The 20,109-nt window shown below is 41.6% G+C and carries 17 protein-coding genes; 9 read left to right on the top strand and 8 right to left on the bottom strand.

What is annotated here, in order from left to right; genetic code table 11:
- The first annotated feature begins 66 nt into the window (after window positions 1–66).
- The 9 genes from PHE37_RS02980 (at window position 67) to PHE37_RS02940 (ending at window position 8,325) form a co-directional block, all read left to right on the top strand.
- Window positions 67–243 (top strand): helix-turn-helix domain-containing protein, encoded by a 177-nt coding sequence (locus tag PHE37_RS02980; protein WP_299993804.1) that lies wholly within the window; start codon window positions 67–69, stop codon window positions 241–243.
- Window positions 243–968, top strand: coding sequence for a Rha family transcriptional regulator (locus PHE37_RS02975; RefSeq protein WP_299993803.1), 726 nt, complete (start codon window positions 243–245; stop codon window positions 966–968). The genes PHE37_RS02980 and PHE37_RS02975 overlap by 1 nt, the downstream gene beginning before the upstream one ends.
- The gene (locus tag PHE37_RS02970; RefSeq protein WP_299993802.1) at window positions 955–1,809 is read left to right on the top strand and encodes a hypothetical protein; all 855 of its coding nucleotides are present in this window, start codon (window positions 955–957) and stop codon (window positions 1,807–1,809) included. Before PHE37_RS02975 ends, PHE37_RS02970 begins: the two co-directional genes overlap by 14 nt.
- 151 nt (window positions 1,810–1,960) lie before the next feature.
- Window positions 1,961–2,761 carry a hypothetical protein gene (locus tag PHE37_RS02965; RefSeq protein WP_299993801.1) on the top strand — a complete coding sequence of 267 codons (801 nt, stop codon included), beginning with the start codon at window positions 1,961–1,963 and terminating at the stop codon, window positions 2,759–2,761.
- Window positions 2,758–2,985 carry a hypothetical protein gene (locus PHE37_RS02960; RefSeq protein WP_300008178.1) on the top strand — a complete coding sequence of 76 codons (228 nt, stop codon included), beginning with the start codon at window positions 2,758–2,760 and terminating at the stop codon, window positions 2,983–2,985. Before PHE37_RS02965 ends, PHE37_RS02960 begins: the two co-directional genes overlap by 4 nt.
- Window positions 2,986–3,135: 150 nt before the next feature.
- On the top strand, window positions 3,136–3,951 hold the full coding sequence (locus PHE37_RS02955; protein ID WP_299993800.1) for a PDZ domain-containing protein: 816 nt from the start codon (window positions 3,136–3,138) through the stop codon (window positions 3,949–3,951).
- A 67-nt stretch (window positions 3,952–4,018) separates the two neighbouring features.
- Window positions 4,019–4,330, top strand: a complete 312-nt coding sequence (locus PHE37_RS02950; protein ID WP_299993799.1) for an HNH endonuclease — start codon at window positions 4,019–4,021, stop codon at window positions 4,328–4,330.
- 308 nt (window positions 4,331–4,638) lie between these two features.
- Window positions 4,639–6,777, top strand: a complete 2,139-nt coding sequence (locus PHE37_RS02945) for a TonB-dependent receptor (protein ID WP_300008176.1) — start codon at window positions 4,639–4,641, stop codon at window positions 6,775–6,777.
- Window positions 6,778–6,783: 6 nt separating this feature from the next.
- Window positions 6,784–8,325 (top strand): YfiR/HmsC family protein, encoded by a 1,542-nt coding sequence (locus PHE37_RS02940; RefSeq protein WP_299993797.1) that lies wholly within the window; start codon window positions 6,784–6,786, stop codon window positions 8,323–8,325.
- Window positions 8,326–8,329: 4 nt separating this feature from the next.
- On the opposite strand, the gene PHE37_RS02935 is transcribed toward PHE37_RS02940, so the two are convergent.
- From PHE37_RS02935 to PHE37_RS02900, 8 genes are all read right to left on the bottom strand, one after another.
- Window positions 8,330–10,552 carry a diguanylate cyclase gene (locus tag PHE37_RS02935; protein WP_299993796.1) on the bottom strand — a complete coding sequence of 741 codons (2,223 nt, stop codon included), beginning with the start codon at window positions 10,550–10,552 and terminating at the stop codon, window positions 8,330–8,332.
- Complete coding sequence (locus tag PHE37_RS02930) at window positions 10,539–12,386, bottom strand: ATP-binding protein (RefSeq protein WP_299993795.1); 1,848 nt, start codon at window positions 12,384–12,386, stop codon at window positions 10,539–10,541. Before PHE37_RS02930 ends, PHE37_RS02935 begins: the two co-directional genes overlap by 14 nt.
- A complete protein-coding gene (locus PHE37_RS02925; protein ID WP_299993794.1) occupies window positions 12,383–13,969 on the bottom strand; it encodes an ATP-binding protein in 1,587 nt (528 codons plus the stop codon). The genes PHE37_RS02930 and PHE37_RS02925 overlap by 4 nt, the downstream gene beginning before the upstream one ends.
- Window positions 13,970–14,099: 130 nt before the next feature.
- Window positions 14,100–14,975 (bottom strand): PhnD/SsuA/transferrin family substrate-binding protein, encoded by an 876-nt coding sequence (locus tag PHE37_RS02920; RefSeq protein ID WP_299993793.1) that lies wholly within the window; start codon window positions 14,973–14,975, stop codon window positions 14,100–14,102.
- 54 nt (window positions 14,976–15,029) lie between these two features.
- Window positions 15,030–16,505 (bottom strand): TolC family protein, encoded by a 1,476-nt coding sequence (locus tag PHE37_RS02915; protein WP_299993792.1) that lies wholly within the window; start codon window positions 16,503–16,505, stop codon window positions 15,030–15,032.
- Window positions 16,502–17,377, bottom strand: coding sequence for a PhnD/SsuA/transferrin family substrate-binding protein (locus PHE37_RS02910; protein WP_299993791.1), 876 nt, complete (start codon window positions 17,375–17,377; stop codon window positions 16,502–16,504). The genes PHE37_RS02915 and PHE37_RS02910 overlap by 4 nt, the downstream gene beginning before the upstream one ends.
- On the bottom strand, window positions 17,374–18,243 hold the full coding sequence (locus tag PHE37_RS02905) for a PhnD/SsuA/transferrin family substrate-binding protein (RefSeq protein ID WP_299993790.1): 870 nt from the start codon (window positions 18,241–18,243) through the stop codon (window positions 17,374–17,376). The genes PHE37_RS02910 and PHE37_RS02905 overlap by 4 nt, the downstream gene beginning before the upstream one ends.
- Window positions 18,243–20,030, bottom strand: a complete 1,788-nt coding sequence (locus tag PHE37_RS02900; RefSeq protein WP_299993789.1) for an HD domain-containing phosphohydrolase — start codon at window positions 20,028–20,030, stop codon at window positions 18,243–18,245. Before PHE37_RS02900 ends, PHE37_RS02905 begins: the two co-directional genes overlap by 1 nt.
- Window positions 20,031–20,109 lie beyond the last annotated feature (79 nt).

The following is a 20,109-nucleotide window of genomic DNA, read 5'->3' as shown; positions in this document are numbered from 1 at the left end:
CTTTAATAGACGTAGTTTGATTTTATCAAACGACCCTCGAGGGCTTTTCGACGGAAAGGTCACAAAATGAACGAATTATTCAGAGCAAAACAAACTGCTCAATACATGGGGATAGGTGTCTCAACAGTATGGTTATTTACCAAGCAAGGGAAAATCAAAGCGATCAAGTTAAGCGACCGTGTGACGGTGTGGGCTAAATCGGATTTAGATGCGTTTATCGCTTCGCGTATGGCGGTGGCGTAATGAAAGTATTAACCGACACCCTCACTATTGAGAAGATCACAAAGGCTATGCTATTCCATGACGATGAACCGTTTGCAACGAGTTTAAAAATCTCTCAATATTTTGGTATCCGGCATGATGATTTATTGAGAAAAATTAGATCATTCCATAGTTTTGATGAACTAATTAAGCTCCGTAAAATTACGGAACTAAAACGAGATTATCGCGGTCAAAAATTCCCATATTTTGAACTGGATGCGGATGCGTTTGCGTTCACATGTTTATCGATTACGGGGAAAAAAGCGGAAGTGTTTAAGTGGGCATTTATCGAAGCATTTAAACAAGCAACGGCGGAAGCGATTAGTGTAAAAGTTGCTATTCAGTGTAATAAAGCAAATGAGGCATGGATAGAGGCGCGATGCGACGGTAAAGACACCCGAAGAAGTTTGTCCGACAAGATAAAGGACTTTTGCCATTATGCTGAAGAACAGAGGGGGGAGTCCTACGGTAAAAATTGCCCTTACTTCAAAATCATAACCGATGCAATCTATAACCATTTAGACATAGAAGCCCCCAAAGGTGGCAAAGCTCCGAGAGATACGCTCTCAGGTGATAGAGTTGAAGCAATAGAGAGAGCCGAAGCAGTGGTTATGGATTTTCTCGATGAGGTGATGGAAATGAATAGCACACGCCAAAATCTCAAAGCCCGTATCATTGAACGGCTTAATCAAAATGAGATATTTTAGCTTTACAATGGGGGCGGGTGAGTGGAAGCGATGGGGAAGTGCGTTACCTCTTCCCTCATTTAAAAAGACTCTAACCTCTCATAATGGGCAAAAAATCCAAGTGGCTTATGAGTTGAAATATCGACCGACAAAATCGAATGAGTGGTATTTTATCGCGGATTTACAAAGAAGTTACCAAAGTGTTATTAATGGTGTTAGGTTTGACGATCATCTTGTTATAGAGGGTAACGGATGGGAAAGCACTGGAGAGCTTTACACGCTTACAGAGCTTAAAGTGTTCCCGACCGATGGGAGAGCATACCCGCCTATTATTCGATGGGCTTCAAACAAAAAGACCTTTCGAAGCAAAGCCTTTACTTATGCCAAGCGTTTGAAGTATGAGGGGCTTTTGTCTTTTGCTTCAATGATGGGGGCATTGATCGTGATTAACTCTAAGATGAAAGCAACTGAACAGCATAAAGCAAGGACATTGGAACGCCTCACAAACGATATTTTGGCTCAATCCGATGAATGGGTGGTGAAGTTATCCAAAACGGGTTTAACAGCCCTTAGAAGTGATTTAGGACAGAAGCGGGGCAAACAGCTCAGTGCAGAAAAACAAGATCGTATCCATCAGATTAGTAATGCGATCAACAGCGGTGCGTTTGTGAAGCCCTCCGGCGAGATCAATAAAAGCAAGTTGGCGGAATTTTTGGGAGTGGATAGACGGACAATCTATAATCTTCTCCCTTTTGTGTTAGGGGTGATAATGATGCTGATTCTATGGATTAGACCCACCCATGATATTAATGCTCTTTTCACTCCCTATTTAATAGAGGGTGGGAGCAATACCACCATTTAGCAAGTGCTATTTTCCCACTTTTTAGGAAAGCCCACAAAATAGGGCTATACAGAGGGCAAAAAGTAAAGTGACTTTAGCGTAACTATTTAGCAAGTGCTATTTTCCCACTTTTGCTATTTTCCCACTTTTTACAATACGAAAGGATAGATCAATGGGCAGATATAAAGTTACCGATGCAATACTCGAAGAGATTGAAACCTATGCGGAAGATCAATACTCAATAGATGATATGTTTGATGAACTCAACCTATCTAAAAAGCTGAGACAAGACGAGCGAGTAATCCAAGCGTTTGAGCGGGGATTGATAAAACTCTTTATTTTGTCCGCTTCGTCTGATATGAGCGATGAAGAGATCATGAATGAGTTTGACATTACCGCCGAACAATGCAAGACGTGGCATGAGCAATTCAATACAGAGATACAACAAGCCAAAGATAAAGCAGAAGAGGATAAAAAACACGCCACAAAGCAGTTTAGCTCCCCTCTTTTTAGTGGGATGGTTAATATCTTATATCAATATGGCGAAGGTGCTACACCTATCTCTCAAAAAGTTTTAAGAGATGATATTAAAGAGATGGTTAAAAAGATGCAGAAAGGAGATACAACCCATCTTCTCACAATGCTAACGACAAACATATTACAGCTTCAATTATTCAATGGTATGGTGACTAGAAACATAACGGGAGAAGCAGGGAAAAAGATCGATGGTTTTGAAGTCCTAACGGGCTTACAGTTGAAAGTAATGCAAGAGACACGTAAAAGTATCATGGCAATTAATGAGATCACCAATCCGAAAAGGACAACCTTCATCAAAGAAGTTGCACAACATAATCACCTTCATTCAAATTCTGAAAAAAAAGAAGAGAATGAGAACGAACTACAAAAAGCCATCACCCATACAGAGACGGCGACGGATGCGGAAGTTCTCAGCGTGAAAGAGAAAGTGCTATGAAAAAGAATAGTGCCAAGTTTCGACAGATGCAACGAGAGCGGATTATGAGAACAAAGCCGTGGGAGAAATCTACGGGAGCTAAAACTCCCTACGGCAAAGAACGCTCCAAGATGAATGCTTTAAAAATGAGTCCGCACCTTTATAGCCTCATCAAGGAATTGAATGAGATTATCAAGCAAAATAAGTCTGTAAGACATAAAGTTTCAATATTATTGATAGGCTGATATCTACAAAAATATTTAGCAATCTTTTATGAGTAATAACCATTTATATAAAGTCTTAAATTTTTTACATCTCTTTCAAACAAATGATAAATTTTTGAGCTATAATTTAACAGAATTCATCACTAAAAATTAACAAAAAAGTAGGAAATAATGAAGATTTCAAAATTTTTAATCCAAGTTTTTAGTCTTTCCGCATTTATCATATTTACAGGATGCGTAGCTTCTCCATATTCTAAATTTTACCAAGAGAACCATCCAGTAACACAACAATTTTCTAATCCAAACAATGGCTTTATTTTCTTAGCCGAGGGTGAAGAACCCAATATGATAGCCTCAACAGATATTACAAAAGATATTAAAACAATGGCAAGAAAACGCTTTTATCCAATTGGGAGTTCTGAATTTAACGGAGAAATGGGAAGTATTGAAGCTATTAAAGATCAGGCAAAAAAAGTTAAAGCTGTTGCAGTTTTATACACATCTAAATACACCAATACACAAACAAATAGCGGAACTCTACTTCTTCCTCAAACTAATTATTATTCTGGGAACGTCAACGCTTACAATGGATATGGGTCTAGCTACGCAACATACAACGGCTCATCCACAACCACAATGGCTGTACCGTATTCAAACACACAAAGACGATATGATCAAAGTGCTATATTTTATATAAAAGATTCCAAACCACTAAAATTTGGGTTTAAAGCAATTGATATCCAACGGGATAAAAGAATTGAAATCGGGAGAGATGGGCTTGAAGTAACAATAATTTTTGACAACACTCCCGCGTACAAATCCAATCTTTTAGAAGGCGACATAATCGTCGAGATTGATGGTAAACAAGTTGAGAATGAAACAAAATTCCAAAATACTTTGAAAAGTTATGATACCTCAAAAGGTTATTGTGATTTCAAGGTTCTGCGAAATGGTGTTGAACAAAATATAAGAGTCAAATTTTTATAACCTTTGGTAAGGTTTCTCAATTGGGTCTTATAAGTATAAAAGTAGTAAAAACATTGAAAGTGAATTTATGAATAAACTTTTAAAAGCTGCCAAAAGATGGAATATTCCATTAGAAACTGCACTCATAGTCATTGGACGTGATAAAAAATGTATTTATTGCAAATGCAATTTTGATGATTCGATTCGATCAAAAAAAGCATCTTGGGAACATATCATAAATGACATTAGACTTAATCAGCCCGATAACATAGCTTTATGTTGCGTTGGTTGTAACGCTTCGAAAGGCTCTAAGACTTTGGAAGAATGGATTATTTCAGAAAAAGCTTTAATGCGTGGAGTGAGTTGGATTAAACCATCAATATTTATTGATTCTATTTAATATAATAAGATCATCAAAAGCGGTGATTTATAGAGACACATTTCGATTAATGTACCTTTTAATGTACCTATTTAAAATCAATACCTTTAAAAGCTCACAAAATAGGGTTATTGCGAATCCCTAGCTGACCTTAATTATAATCTCCCGCTACAAAGACTTCCTAAAGATAAATTTGAAATACCAATCGTACGAATGATAATCAGTCGTATTAAAAATAGACAAACTTCAAGCTGTAACTATAGTTTCTTTTAATATAATATATCAATAACTAATTTCATGGATTTAGTGATAAAACATAGGGTGGATGGATGAAACAACTTCTTTCTCTTATCGCTTCTGTAGCCTTGCTCAGTGCAAATGAATACAAAATCGATTTGATGGATGATGTCTTTGGACTTGATTTATACGATTTGCAAAAATTGCAGGTTTCATCCGCTTCCAAATCAGTACAGAGTTTGAACTTTACCCCTGCCAAAATGATCGTTGTTTCAAAAGAACAAATAGAAGACCGGGGTTACCGCGGACTGGATGAGCTGTTAAACGATCTTCCCGGATTTCAAATTATGCGGTATGCCGACAGCGGTATTTTGAATCAGATCGGTATCCGCGGCATTATGGGGACAAACTATTTTAAAGTCCTTCAAGACGGTATCGAGATCGATCAGACCGACGGTGAAGTGTTGAGTCATGCAATGCAGTATCCGCTCTTTGGGATTGAGCGGGTCGAGGTGCTTTACGGTCCGGCATCGGTTGTGTACGGTGCGGATGCCATGAGCGGAGTTATTAACCTCATCAGCTCAAAAGCACCGAATGACGAATTGAGCGTCGCCGGGGGTAAGAAGGGGTATAAATACCTTTATGGGGTGAAGTCTTTGCCGTTGTTTGATGGCCGGCTGACTCTGAAAGCACATTACCATAACGATCAGGATGCTGATCTCGAAAAAGCATATCCTCAAGATTTTTTGCGTGAGGATGTCAAACTTGGATCAACGATTATCCAAAGTGCACAAAACAGAGAATTTGATTATCAACCCACTATTACCAAATCGGTTGGGGCACGGTATGAAAAAGGGGGATTTGATACAGGGGTAAATTACCGCTATTCGTCGGAATCAACCTTGATCGCAATGAACGGTGGGAATTCAAAAACCAATCTTTATGATAACAATGCGAATTTGAACACGGCTCTGTTCGGATATTACGGACGTTATAAAGGAACATTTTTAGAGGATGTACAATCAACTACAACGCTAAGCTATGACTCTACCGAGCTTTTGGAGGGGAGTTATTTCAATAACAAATACACCTCATACGTACCGGGATATAAATATTCATACTCGCAAAGATACGCGGCAGAAGAGACATTGAACAAAAAGTTTGACAATCACAACATCATTTTCGGAATGTCGTATGAATCGTTTAAATCAACTCCGATGACGATCGATTTGGCGACTCCCTCCATTTCCGGTCCTGTCTATTTTACCGGGTCGGATATTGTGGCACCGATTTATCATATCAAATGGAACAATGAAGCGCTCTATCTCCAAGACCAGATTGCGTTGAATGACAATGTACAGCTATCTCTTGCGGGTCGTTATGATCATAGTTCTTCGTACGGTTCAACCTTCAATCCCCGCTTCGCCTTGATATACTCCACCGATACGCTAACACAAAAGCTGATTTATGCCCAAGCGTATTTGGCTCCTTCGAATTATCAGAAATACAAAATTTACGGTACGGCGCTAAAACCTAATACGTTGGGGGACGGCAATACCTATCAAACAGATCGCTACAGGGTCGCAAATCCTGATTTGAAGCCGGAAAGAAGTAAAAATTACGAGTATGATTTGGATCTTATTTTGAGTCAAAATGATCAAATCAGTTTTTCAACTTATTACACTACGGTTAAAGACATTATCTCGAATGAAGAAACTTTGCCGGATCAGATCTATTTTATTCCCGATACAACGATTATTCAGGCCGTCGGAGCGGCAAATTCGATCGGAGCAACGATTTACGGAGGAGATATCTCATATCAGGGGCATTCGTATTTTGCCGGGTATGATGTGAGCTATTGGGCGAACTACAGCTATGTCGATGGGAAAATAGATTATCTGTATGATTATGATCTTCCGTATCAATCGAAACATGTTTTTAAATCGGGGGGAACACTCCGTTATCAGAATTGGCGCTTTTCCCCTTCATGCATGTGGGTCAGCCCGATAGAAGCAGCACCGTATGACAATGGCAAGTTTGCATCGGTCAAGGGACATTTTGTGACGAATGTGTTTGCCAGTTATGCATTCGATCAAAATAAGAAAATCTCATTCCGGGTAGACAACCTTTTCGACGAGCATTATTACGGTGTACGCTATAATAGCAGTTCAAAATACAAATCCCCACAAGACACACAAATGTTTTCTATCGCATTTACTATGAGTATTTAGGACGTTATGAAAGTTGTTATTTGGTTAGTTTTAGGATTGTTGCTCAGTGTGCTGAATGCAAAAGAGATTAACAGCGATCAGGTAAAAGTCGCGTATGTCTACAATTTTTTAAAACATACAACTTGGCAAAATGAATCTAAATTCAGTGAATACAATCTTCTCGTGGTTTCGAAAAATGAGAATCTGAAAAATATGTTTTTGATGCTCTCTTCGAGAAAATTGCTCGAAGATAAAAAAATCAGAGTCTTTTTTTACAATGACGGTAAACCTCCCAAAAATCTTCAAGCGATTTATGTCGATAATGAAAGTTCGGCCCTGTATGAGAAACTGTTTCATGACTATGAGTCGGATGACGTATTGTTTATCAGCGATGATTATAAAGATAAACAAAAAGTAATGATCAATCTGGTCCAAAGTGGGAATTTGATCACGTTTGAGATCAATAAACCGAATCTGATCAACAGATCTTTATCGATTTCTCCTGACCTTATTTTACTCGGCGGTACGGAAATCGATGTCGCAAAACTGTATAAAAGTTCCCAAAATGAACTCAAAGAGCAAAAAGAGACTATCTCCGAATTGAATAAAAAAATCAAAGAGAGAAATACGGAACTCAGTGAAAAAATCAGTGCGATAGAGACACAAAAAAAAGGGTTGATTGAGCAGCAAGCGAAGATTGATTCCCAAAACAAGATAATTGCGCAACAGCTCCAATCGATCAATGATCAACAAAATACGATTGACTCACAACAGAGTGAAGCGGAAGCTATACGAAAAAGTATCGATCAGCAAAAAGAAAAACTGAGTGCGGGAGAGAAAAAAATTGCGGAAAAAGAGGGTGTGTTTAAATTTCTCCTCAAATCGCATCAACAAAAACAGCAAGAAATTACCAGAGCCAATGATGAGTTGGCACATTTAAATCAAGAGATAGAAAAACAAAAAGAAAACCTCGTTGAAAAAGAGGGGGTTATCAGTACTCAAAAAGGGGTAATTGTCATCCTTCTCATCCTGTTTGCCATTATCGCGGTCCTGATTCGGCATGTCGTCAGACAAAACGGGCTTCTCAATGCACTCTCGCAAACAGACCCTTTGACGGGATTGTATAATCGAAGGGTATTGATTGAGAGATTATCCAATGAAGTTCAAAAATACAATCGGTATGAAACTCCTTTTTCGGTTCTTTTTATGGATGTGGATCACTTCAAGAAAATCAATGACAGCTACGGCCATGATAAAGGAGACCGTGTGCTCAAGCTGATAGGTTCCCTTATGAATCAGCATACGCGCGATACCGATGTTTGTGTCCGCTGGGGCGGTGAAGAGTTTATGATTCTTGCGCTCAATACCAATCTGGAAAACAGTGTAAAGCTCGCCGAGCATTTTAGATCGATTGTAGAACATTTTGATTTTCATTTAGATACAAAAGTAACCGTCAGTGTCGGGATTGCCACCATGCAAAAAGGTCTGGATAAAGAAGAGTTGATAAAAGCGGCGGATAAAGCTTTGTATGCGGCAAAAGCGAGCGGCAGGAACTGCATTAGCTATTAGGGCGTTATTTCATACTGTAGAGTACTATTTGATTACGTCCGGCTTCTTTTGCTTGATACATTGCCGAATCGGCATATTTGATAAGGGTGTTCTGATCCGTAATGTCGCTACCGAAAAGGACAATTCCGATACTGGATGTGCAGTGATGTTCTATTAAAACAGGAGCGGTTTCTTCTTCTTTTGGGGATAAAAAATAGACTTCGGCCAAGCTGCTGCGAATCTTTTCGGCTACCATACGGGCATAGTCGGTTGCTAACGCTCTATCCTCATCCAGATTATCAAGAACGATCACAAATTCATCCCCTCCAAAGCGGGCGGCAACATCACTTTCCCGTATGCATTTCTTGATACGGCGGGCCACTTCGATAAGGAGCAGATCCCCTACCGCGTGACCGTATAAGTCGTTGAGCGGTTTGAAGTTGTCCAAATCCAAAAACAGCAGTGCGTTAAAATGTTCGTGGCGTTTGTTGGATGCAATCGATTTATTCAGATAATCGCTAAAAAGTCTTCGGTTGGGCAACTGGGTGAGCGGATCGTAAAAGGCGAGCTGTTCGATCATCTCTTCACTCTGTTTTCGTTCGGTGATATCGTTGCCGATGGCAACGAGATACTGCACTTCGTCATTTTCATCTTTGAGGACGGTGTTGGACCAATCAAACAGCCGTTTTTCTCCCCCTTTCGATATCCAGAAATTTTCATTGCGTGTCGTAATATCGCTTTTAAAGGCGTTTGAGAATATCGATTCTACGGCATCTTGTTGTTCCGAAAGTAAAAATTTTTTCCAAAAAAATGGTTTGTCGACGACTTCGGCAAAGGTATATCCTGTAAATTTTTCCGCAGCTTTGTTAAATTGGATAATCGAACCCTCTCGATTAAAGACAAGGATGATATTCCCCGCTGTTTCAAGGACCTCTTTGATGAAATTCCGCTCTTGTCTGAGTTGTTTTTCGAGACGGTGGCGTTCCATTTGATCGTCTATCGATTGAAGTCCCATGTTTAAAGCTTCGGTGATATTTTCAAACAGTTCGAACACTTCATTGTCAAGTTTGTATGCTTTGTTGAGCATAAAACAAAATGCGCCTCTTTTTTGGCTACGGGACTTTTGATACAAAGGGAGAATCGCCATGGACCGGATAGTGTTATCGATCCAATAGGATTTACTGGCAAAATTGCTAAAGCGGATAAGATCTTCGATCAGCACGATCGTCTGATTTTGGAGTACTTCCGCCATAGGACATTCGACCTCACCCATCGGAATCGGAATGGGGAACAGCGATTTGGCATCCAGAGCATTATGAACTCCTTGCTCCGAAAACCAGACAAGATTATTTTCATCCGCATAGGTAATAAAGGCAAATTCAAAAATATCATTGTTACTGAAAATGTCTGTCAAGTGTTGAAGAAATACATTTTTCTCTCGTGTTTGTGCAATTTCTTTGTAAATGACGGAGTTCATCTGTATCAATCTTTTGATAAAACGCTCTGCTTCAAGGGTTTTATTCAAGAGTTCTTCATCATGGATATAGGTATTAAGGGTTTTGAATTCGAGCTGAAAGAGAGGTGCGGCATCGTCATAATATTTTATATGAACCGTATGCAAAACGGTTTCAAGTGAAGTTTGATTTTTATGGAGAAGATGGAATTTTTGTTTGAGATGTTCTTGAGGCGAATCCATATTTACAAGAAAACGGTGAAACTCCATACGGTCTTGCGGAGCAATGAAGTTTTCGAAAGAAAGATTGCGTAGATCATCGAGTGTATATCCGGTCAATTCCGACCAATTATTGGTTGTGTTAGCAATAGTGCCGTGACGATCGATATAGATGGAGTAGGGATAATTGGTGTTGTTTGGGAAAAACTCACGGATAATTTCGGAAAGGTTTTTGAAATTGATCGGTTTTAGAATGTAACGATTGACTCCACTGTTGATGGCATCGTGAAGATAGGTTGTTTCATTATAGGCTGTCGTGATAAAAATAGGGGTACGGGAATCGTTTTTCCGAATCTCTTTGATCATTTCCAAACCGTTCATTATCGGCATTTGAATGTCGGTGATGATTAGATCGGGAGCATGGAAGCGATAGAGATCCAATCCCTCTTGACCGTTGGATGCCAGATAGAGATTGCTAACGAGCGGTTCGAGAAAGAAGGCGACCTCTTCTTGGGTGTTTTTATCGTCTTCGATATAAAGGATTCGCAATGATGCAGGAAAGTTAGAGGGAAGCATCGGTATCCCCTTGGATTGATTTCGGGAAGTAAAGGGTAAATACCGCTCCATGAGCATCGTTGGATGCGACAAGTTTCCCGTTCATACTGGATTCAACGATTACTTTGGACATATAAAGCCCTATCCCCGTCCCTTTCCCCTCTTTTTTCGTCGTAAAATAGGGATCGAAAATTTTATCTATAATGGATTTAGAAATCCCTCCGCCGTTATCACTGATACGGATGATGATCTCATCAGCAGTGTCGTATCCTTGAATACGGATGATTTTTTCATCAACGGCACGCTCATTTAAAGCATCTTTGGCATTGTTAGTGATGTTGATGATGACTTGTGAAAACTCATTCGGAAATCCGGACATAGTGAGATCAGCTCCAACCTCTTTTTCCAACACAATGTGATTGTTTTCAAGTGTACCTTGCAGTATTTCCAACGTTTTATCCAATTGTGCGGCGATATTGAACATCTCTTTATTGCGATTCGGTTGGAAAAAATTCCTAAAATCATCGATGGTTGTCGACATTGTGTTGATCAGTAGATTACCTTTGCTGTTAACCCGTTCCATGAGTTCGTCGTCGAGCCGATTGGTTTCATATGCGAAAATGATGTTTTGCAGAAGCAACGAGAGGGCATTGAGCGGTTGCCGCCATTGGTGGGCGATGTTTCCGATCATTTCACCCATTGCCACAAAACGCGCTTGTTGGATTAAAAGCTGTTCTTGCTCATGCCGACGGGCGATTTCAGTTTTAACCCGCTCATCCAGCGTATGATTTGCCGCTTCGAGCTCTTTGGTCCGCTCTTCAACTTTGTGTTCCAATATCTGGTTGCTGAGGCGAAGTTCCGCCTCCAGTTTCCGTTGTTCAAGTTCTGCCTGATTGGTCCGTACTAACTGGGCTTCCAAGAGACTTTTTTGTTCGAAGAATCTATTGATTAAGTGGGCAATTTGTCCGAATTCGTCTTGTTTGTGCAGCAAGGATTGAATCGGATGGTTATTCCCGCTTCGCATTGCTTTGGATATTTGTCGTAACGGAATGACAATACGCCGGTAGACAAACCATCCTGAAAGCCCCATTCCCAGTATACCGATGACGATAATGGAAAGCATATTGGTTTGTGCCATCTTATGCAGTGTATCACTGGCGGTTGTCGTTAAATTGACGGTTAGTGCGTCTACGGTTTTTCCGTCCTCCCCTTTGAGCGGATAGATGACATCAAAGTGATTACGGCGGAGTCGGTCCAGTGTTTCGAGGGTAACGGTTTGTTTGGTGATTTTTTGAAAATCTTTTACGAAACTAGGCGTCCATGCTTTTCCGATTACCAGATATCCGAAGGGCTTGCCGGTGCGATGCATGTCGTCACTGTGCTGAATCGGGGCAATAAAGATTTGTATCGGTGTTCCATGTGATACGATAAAATAGTTTTTAATCTGCGGTTTATCGAAATTAAAGGTTTTCGGATCGATTAAACGGGCAATGGAATCATAGCTTTTATGATCGTATTGTTCATAAATCATGGCTCCTTTGCTGTTGTATACGTAGACATAGTCGCTTTCAAAGGTTTTTAGCCCTTCATCGAGATTGATACGGGCCCATTCCAGATCATGACTTGTTGTAAAATCAACGATTTCATCCCAATAGCTGTAGTCATAGGCAAAAACTTTTGGTTTTGATACCTTTAAATCGATGATTTCGTGAAAGGTTTGTGAAAACTCATGTATTCGGATTTTTTGGATTTCATCAATGTTTTCTTTTTGATTCGTCGCATTTTGAAACAAACGGGCAGTCAAAATCGCAAATAGAATGAGAAACAGAAGTAAAAATTGGGTTTGAAGTCTCACTTCGTCTCCTGCTCATATGAGGTAGGAAGGCAAATCATGAAAACAGCGCCGTCAGAGTCATTACGGACACTTAGTTTTCCGTGCATATTGGTTTCAACGATTACTTTTGACATATAAAGTCCGATTCCTGTCCCTTTACCCTCGTCTTTGGTTGTAAAATAGGGATCGAAAATCTTGTCGATAACCTGCTCGTTTATCCCTCCGGCATTATCAGAAATTTCTAGGCAAAGCGCACTGGCTTGTCGATATCCACGAATTTGGATCAGACGATGATCTTTTTGCGTTTCAATCAATGCTTCTTTTGCATTATTGAGGATGTTGAGAAGAACCTGGGAAAATTCATTGGCAAAGCCAGTTACTTCCAAATCAGGTTCCAGAGAAACGATTGTTTCGATACGGTTATCTACAAAGGAGGCGCTCATCATGAGTAATACCGTATTCAGCTGTGCCGATACATCAAAGAGCTCTTTACTCCGATTGGGTTTAAAGAAGTTTCTGAAATCATCGATCGTGGTTGACATGTTCGTCGTGAGCAGCGTCCCTTTTTCAATGACACGCTGGATGAATGCATGATCAAGCCTGCCGGAATCATAAGCATTTTCGATATTTTGAAGCAATAGAGAAAGGGCATTTAGGGGTTGCCGCCATTGGTGAGCGATATTCCCGATCATCTCTCCCATAGCTGCAAAGCGAGACTGCTGAATCAGTATCTGTTCTTGCTCTCGGCGATGAGCTATTTCAGTCCGGACACGTTCATCCAGAGTATGGTTGATCTCTTCGAGTTCACGGGTACGCTCTTCAACTTTTTGTTCTAGTATAAAATTGCTGTTTTTGAGTTCTCGCTGACTTTGTGAGAGACTTTTGGCCATCGCACTGAAATTTCGCGTGAGCTCTCCGATTTCATCTTTTCGTGTAGTGTCAAGCGTGATTTTCATATCTCCTTGCGCCATTTTTTTACTCGCATGGCTTAGTGCGATGATAGGCTGTACAATATAGCGGGAGAGAAAATAAATCGCGATACTCAGAATGATGAAAACGATGAAGAAAATCATAATAATTTCACTGTAGATAGCATTATAGGCTTCATTGAGACTCTCCAGTGAAAAGCCTAGATGGATCCATCCCCATGAAATACCGTCGAAATTGAGCGGATAGGTGTAATAATAGATTTTTTCAGTTTTTTTGGCATACGGGTCGTTTAGAATCTGTTCCTGCTCATTGTCACTTTCGAGTTTTTGGATGGATGCAGGGAGTTTTTGGATAAGGCGCCACTCTCCTTGACGGGTTAAGAGAGCATCTCGTCCGTTTTTGGAGATAATGATAAAACGGATCGTTGGGCTGTGGGCGAGAACATTTAGGTTGTGCTCGACCAAAAAGCTCTGATCGTCAGTGACCATCGCATCGGCACTAACGAGTTCGATCGATTTGGCGAGGGTCTGTGCCTGTGTCTGCATGACGCTCAGAATTGTCCGCTCTTGCTCCTGCAAGACGAGATAACCGATCAGCAGCATGATCAATGCCATGAGAATGATGATGATCGCATAGACCTGATAGAGGAGTTTTTGGCGGAAAAAAGAGATCATGGATGTTTTCCCTTATATGGTCTTAAAAGTGTTTTATATTCTTTATAATAGCGCAAATTGGCATTGTACTGAGAAGTTTTGGTTTGAAAAAGATATTTGCCAGCGTTGGTCATAGCAGAATCAAGATGCATTATTTTTTCTTTTCATGTCGTTTTAAGAGGGTCTCGTATTGGAGATAATAGTCGATGTACGAGGGAATTTGATTGGGTTCGATTAGAGAACGTTTTTTTGCCTTCATGATCCGCATCAGCTGTTTTCCATCTTCAGAACGTGTGAGATCGTTGTTCATTCTAATCATATCCTCTAGTACGTTTCGGGGGAGATTTTTGCGGTATATTTCGATTCCGTATCCGAAAACACTGGGACTTTTGTCGATTATTTTGAGCTTTTGTTCCAGTGTGGGATTCATCGTTTTCACTGTTTCCCAGCTCGTGACAGGGACAAAGGCAATATCTGCCTGATTAAAAAAGAGCATTAAAACAGCCCTCTGCGGTGTGGGAGTCGAAACGAGGTTAAACATTTCACGGCTGTGCTTGTCGGCAAGATTCAGTGTGAGCATGTCCATGTAAATATCGGTATTGATATTATTCTCATCATGGGCTGCCCGTTTACCTGCATACGAACTTAACGACGAAGGATCTTCTTTGCGTACCAGCGTTATATAGGGCTGAAGGATATCGTTTCCGTTTCCGCTGAGGAAAACGAGTCCTTCATAGGGGATGAACTCTTGGTAATAGGGGGCGAATGTCGCAAGCGGCATAGCAATATAATCCAGTTCTCCTTGTTTGAATGAAGCAATGGCATCGTCATGCGATTTTAAAAAAATGACGTCCGTTTCAACGTTGTAATGTTTTGAAAAGCGTTTGGAGATGAATTCATATCCTGCTTTCATGTCACGTGATACTGCTGCGGATGTCCCTTCCAGTACATATCCCGCACGCATGAGTGTTTTCTCTTCGGCTTGTATGGTTGTCAGAAAAAAAAGGAGAATCCAAAAAAGTTTCATTCTTTCCTCTTCCAGGCGCTTAGGATATTTTGCTAAAGGCGACATTTATCATCGTCATTTAGCCTGAGTGCTTTGAGATGCGATGATATAATCGAGCTGTGCTTTGGATGCGGCAAAATCGTGGAGGTTTTTCCAGTAGGCTGCTTTGGCGAAGGTCTCCATTATTTGCGCTTCAATGACGTCTTTGGTCTCTACCATGTCCTCTTGATAGGCACGGGTGTTGAGGTCGGCATTCTCTGTGGCACTCGTTTTAGCATTGGTGAGGGCAACATTTTGGCGCTCGCTTTGTCCCAGTTTGATAAAGGCGTATTTGACCTGTAAAGCCAACCCTTCTTGGAGGAGGACTTCTTTGTGTTGGAAGTTGAGCTTATTCAGTTTGGCTTCCTGGACGGCATAATCGGTACGGAATCCTTCAAACAGATTCCATTGTAATCCGACTCCGATCGTCCATGAGTTTTTGTTCGTATCGTTCACCACCCCTGCATCGTAACTGTTGAGCAGTTTTTGGGCATTGGCGGTGAGGGCGATGCTCGGAAGATAGGCACTGGAAGCTTCATCCACTTTAGCCGACTGCACATCGATGGCGAGCTTGAGCTGTGCATAGGTTGGATTAAACTTATACGCATCATCAACAAGAGTTTTTAGATCGCCGCTGAGCTGAGGTGCAGGGAACTCGTTCTGCGTCAGTTCGACCGTACTGTTCCATGGCAATCCGGTGGCGTTGATCAGAGCCGATTTGGCAAGTTCGGCATTGGATTTCATCTCTTCGTCCATCGAAGCGATCATGTTGACGGTGGTGAGAGTACGGAGGTAGTCGGTTTTTTTGACTTTGAGCGATCCGCCTTGATAGAAGGTTTCTGTGAGATCTTTGACCATGTTCATCCGCTCGAGGGTGTCATGGGTCTCAGCGCTGAGATGTTGGGCGAGCATAGCTCCATAATAGTATCGTTTGACATCATAGATTACTTCGGACTCAGATCGACGGGCTTCTTCAGACTGGATGCTTTTGTTGAGTGCAGCCTGTTTGATAACTGCATCGATTTTCCCACCGCTATAGAGCGGATACATCATATCCAGACGCAGGACCCCAAGGTCACGGTCCATTTGTTTAACATCCATGTTAAGAGGAATGGATTGAGAAGGAATAGAACCGCTTTGAACCAAACCCAATGTGGTTGCTAAGTTAGCATGATTACTTGGTTGCCCGCTCATCATAGATGCAATTTCATCTTGAGTCACAGCCCCTGATAGTGCTAGTCCGTTGGTGAACTCTTGAGGCAGAGTGAACGTTCCTTTCATTAAAAACGACGGATCCTCATCCATCCGCATTGCGGTTGCTGAAGCGGTGAGCTGAGGATATCGTGCACTGAGCGCCTGATGGTACTGGGCATCGGCGATCTTCAACGCCGTTTGAGAAATCTTGAGATTGCGATTGTTCTCCAGTGCGATACGGATTGCATCATCGAGGCTCAGATTTTGTGCCATTAGACCGGCACTCAATACTGCAAGAGAGAAGAGGGCTTTTCTCATCGTTTTTTTCCTAGTGTTGGGTTTGGTTTGTGTTGGGTGAGTTCGTTGTATTGGCTCATCAGTGCCGATACACTGCCGAGTTCGTTAAGGGTGGATTCGTCCATCTTGTCCGCGTGAAACATTTGCATCAGCTGTTTCCCTCGTGGAGTAGTATTGATTTTTTTGGCCATTGCGATGACTTTTGAATGCAGCTCCGGCGACATGTCTTTTCGGGTATAGCAGACGGTTCCGAGAGTGAGGGGGATGTCTTTTACAATTTTCAGTTCCCGATTGAGGCTGGGGTTGAGTTCAGCGGCGACGAGAAAAGATCCCCGATCGACCAGTGCGATATCAGCTTGTTTGAAATAGAGTTTTAAAATGCTTTGCTGATTGTTTTTCAGTACGAGGTAATTGGGGGATTCCGCTGCTTTATTTTGGAGCATCAGGGTACGAAAATACAGGTCGGCTACCTTGTCTCCATCGGTCGCAATGACCCCTTTGATGAGCTCATCCAGAGGACGCATATTATCGGAACGTGTAAGCAGCAAAAGGGTTTGGTTGTCGGATTTGTTGTATTTATAGCCCGTTATTCCGCTCTTGAGCGATGAGATGGGGAGGTATTTGATAACATTAATGGCGTTGGAAGCGATCATGTTGATCTTGCCACTCTTAAAATCGTCCATCAAGCGGGCTGGATCATCATAGGACGTTACTACGGTTTCGATATTTTCTTTTTTTAGAAATTCGTTCAGGAGTAATGTCATCCCCAGCGTATAGTCTTTTCTCGATATACCGGTGGTAAGTGACACTTCATCGAGCCCTACCAAAACCTGTTCAGCATGCAGCGAAAGGGAAAAAATGCTCAAAGCAATAATCATAAAAAGCGGTTTCATCGGTTATTCCGGTGCAGGGATTTTAGATTGTGCAGCGTTTCATACTCTTTTTTGAGAGCATAGACGCTTGCGAGGTCTTTGGGATCGCATTCATCCATATAGTTTCCGTGAAAGAGGGCGAGGAGCTGTTTTCCCCGAGGGGTAGTGTTCATCCGTTTGCCTAGGGCGAAGATTTTTTGTTGAAGCTCTTTGGACATCCCTTTACGCATATAGCTCACCGAGCCGAGAGTGAGGGGGATTGATTCGAGGATTTTTGTTTTTGTTTTGATTTGCGGATTAAGTTCGACGGCGGTGAGAAACGAACCGCGATCGATAAGGGTAAGATCGGCTTTATGAAAAAAGAGTTTCAGTATGCTCTGCTGGGGATTTTTAGTGGAAATGAGATTGGGGGTTTGCGTTATACCGTTTTGGAGCATGAGAGTTTTGAGAAAGAGCTCTGCGCTCGTATCCCCGTCCATAGCGATACTCCCGTGCAGCTGCTCGGAGAGCGGACGGGTGTCATCGGCATTGACGAGGACGAGAAGGGTCATGGAATCGGTTTGATTGTATTTATACCCCATAATACCGCTTTGGAGATAATTTAAGGGGACGTTTTCAACGATTGTCAGCGGATCACAAACAATCATATTGAGCTTTCCGCTCTCAAAATCATGGGACAATTTAACGGGATCATCGTAAGAGATGGTTTCGGCGTCAATTCCTTCGTTACGAACGATCTCTTTAAGAAAAATGTCCATTCCTATAACGTAATCTTTTTTCGACACACGCGAACTGAGTACCGGATCATAGAGTCCAGCGGTGATTTTTTCAGCGTACAGAGAGCTTGCTAAAATCATTGCGAGTAAGGATATCACCCATTTTTGCATTATGAATCCTTAAAGCGGGTGTTGATAAGATTGATTTCATCGAGATTTTCGAGGAGAATATCGACCAGAACGGGATCGAAATGGCATCCTCTTTGTTCGCGGAAGTACTCAACAATCTGTTCTTGTGACCATGCCTCTTTGTATGAGCGTTTACTCCCCAGAGAATCAAAAACATCGGCAATCGCAATAATCCGTCCCGCAATATGGATATCCTCTCCACAAAGACCGGCCGGATAGCCGCTTCCGTCATATTTTTCGTGATGCTGAAGCGCGACGAGTGCCGCGTGTTTCATCAGCGGTCGATCGGAGTGTGAAAGCATTTGATACCCTTTCTGAGAGTGGGTTTTCATGATTTCCATCTCCTCTTCGCTCAGTTTTCCCGGTTTGTGCAAAATCGCGTCCGGTATGGCGATTTTTCCGATATCATGCATCGGTGCCACCATCTCTATTAAACGGGTCTCTTCGTCGTTCAGTCCATATTTTTCTGCTAAAAAACGGCTGTATGCAGCAACGCGCTGGACATGGCTGCCGGTTTCCGCCGATTTGTTTTCGGCAGCTTCACCGAGAACCGTGAGCACTTCATGCTGAGTCTTGATAACCTCTTGATTGAGTTCAAGCAGATCGGTAATGTTATGGTGCATACTGAGAATCTCAACGATAGTGCCGCTGCTATCGCTGATAGGGACGAATACGGAATCAAATGTTTTAATACTTCCTTCTCGGGTGCGGTAGTGAAACTCTTTTCGATACATATTTTCTTTTGCCAGCGTTTCGCGGATGGAGCTAATATCAAATCCTTCGCTTTGACAAATAGAGCACTCTTTCACTTCTATAATAGAATCTTTGGTGTATCCGAGCAAATTGCAGAAGGTTTCGTTTGCATCGATAATGTTACCGTCGAGGGACATGTGGCATACGGCTGTTCCGACTTGGAGCGCTTCTTGGTACTGCTCGAGAAAATGGAGCGTTTCAGCCAAACTTTTACGGTTTCGATGAAGTTCAACCTCCAAAAAATCCCGATAATGGAAGAGCTCGGTCACATCATCGCCGATAGAGATGTATTCGATGACGTTGTTATCCGCATCGTAGAGTGGAAAAATCGTTTGATCGAGGATAAAATGATCTCCGTTTTTCGCCCGGTTTTCGATCACGCCGTGCCATTGCCCCCCTTTGGTGATTGTTTCCCAAAGGGAATTAAATTTTTCATTTTTTTCATGGAGTGAACGGAATAGGGAATGGGAGTTTCCGATGATCTCATCGTAGGTATACCCGCTCAAAGTACAAAACTTTTCATTGACATAGGTGATGATTCCAAGCGCATCCGTTTTACTCACCGCCAGTGTCTGATCAATTGCGGTTTTGTACTGACTTAGGAGTTTTTCCTGCCAAAGTGCTTTTTTCTTCAGGGTAATCTGTTCGGCGATTTCATCGATTTTGGAGAGTAGGCTCTTGAGATTGACCGGTTTTGTGACGTACTGGGTAATTCCTAATTCAATCGCTTTAAACAAATAGGAGGTGTCGTTAAACGCGGTCATAATGATAACCGGGATTTTCGGATGGGTTTGTTTGATCGCACTGATCATGCTAAGCCCGTCGAGTACAGGCATTTGGATATCGGTAATGATCAGGTCTGGGAGATGAGTATAAAAAAGTTCTTTCCCTACTTCACCGTTTTCAGCCGTATAGATAGTTTCGATGAAAGTGGTAAGCGAAAAAAGAATCTCTTCACGCGTCATTGCGTCGTCTTCAACGTACAAAACTTTTAACGGTTTTAAATCAATCAGCATTCTTACTCCGCGTCGTAAAAAACGTTAATATTGCTTATATTTTCATCTTATTCTTTTTTATATTAATATATTATTACTT

It is taken from the genome of Sulfuricurvum sp. (assembly GCF_028681615.1).
In the GTDB taxonomy this organism is placed as follows: domain Bacteria; phylum Campylobacterota; class Campylobacteria; order Campylobacterales; family Sulfurimonadaceae; genus Sulfuricurvum.
Note: the sequence above shows the minus strand (reverse complement) of the source record. Positions and strands in the feature narration are given on the sequence as shown.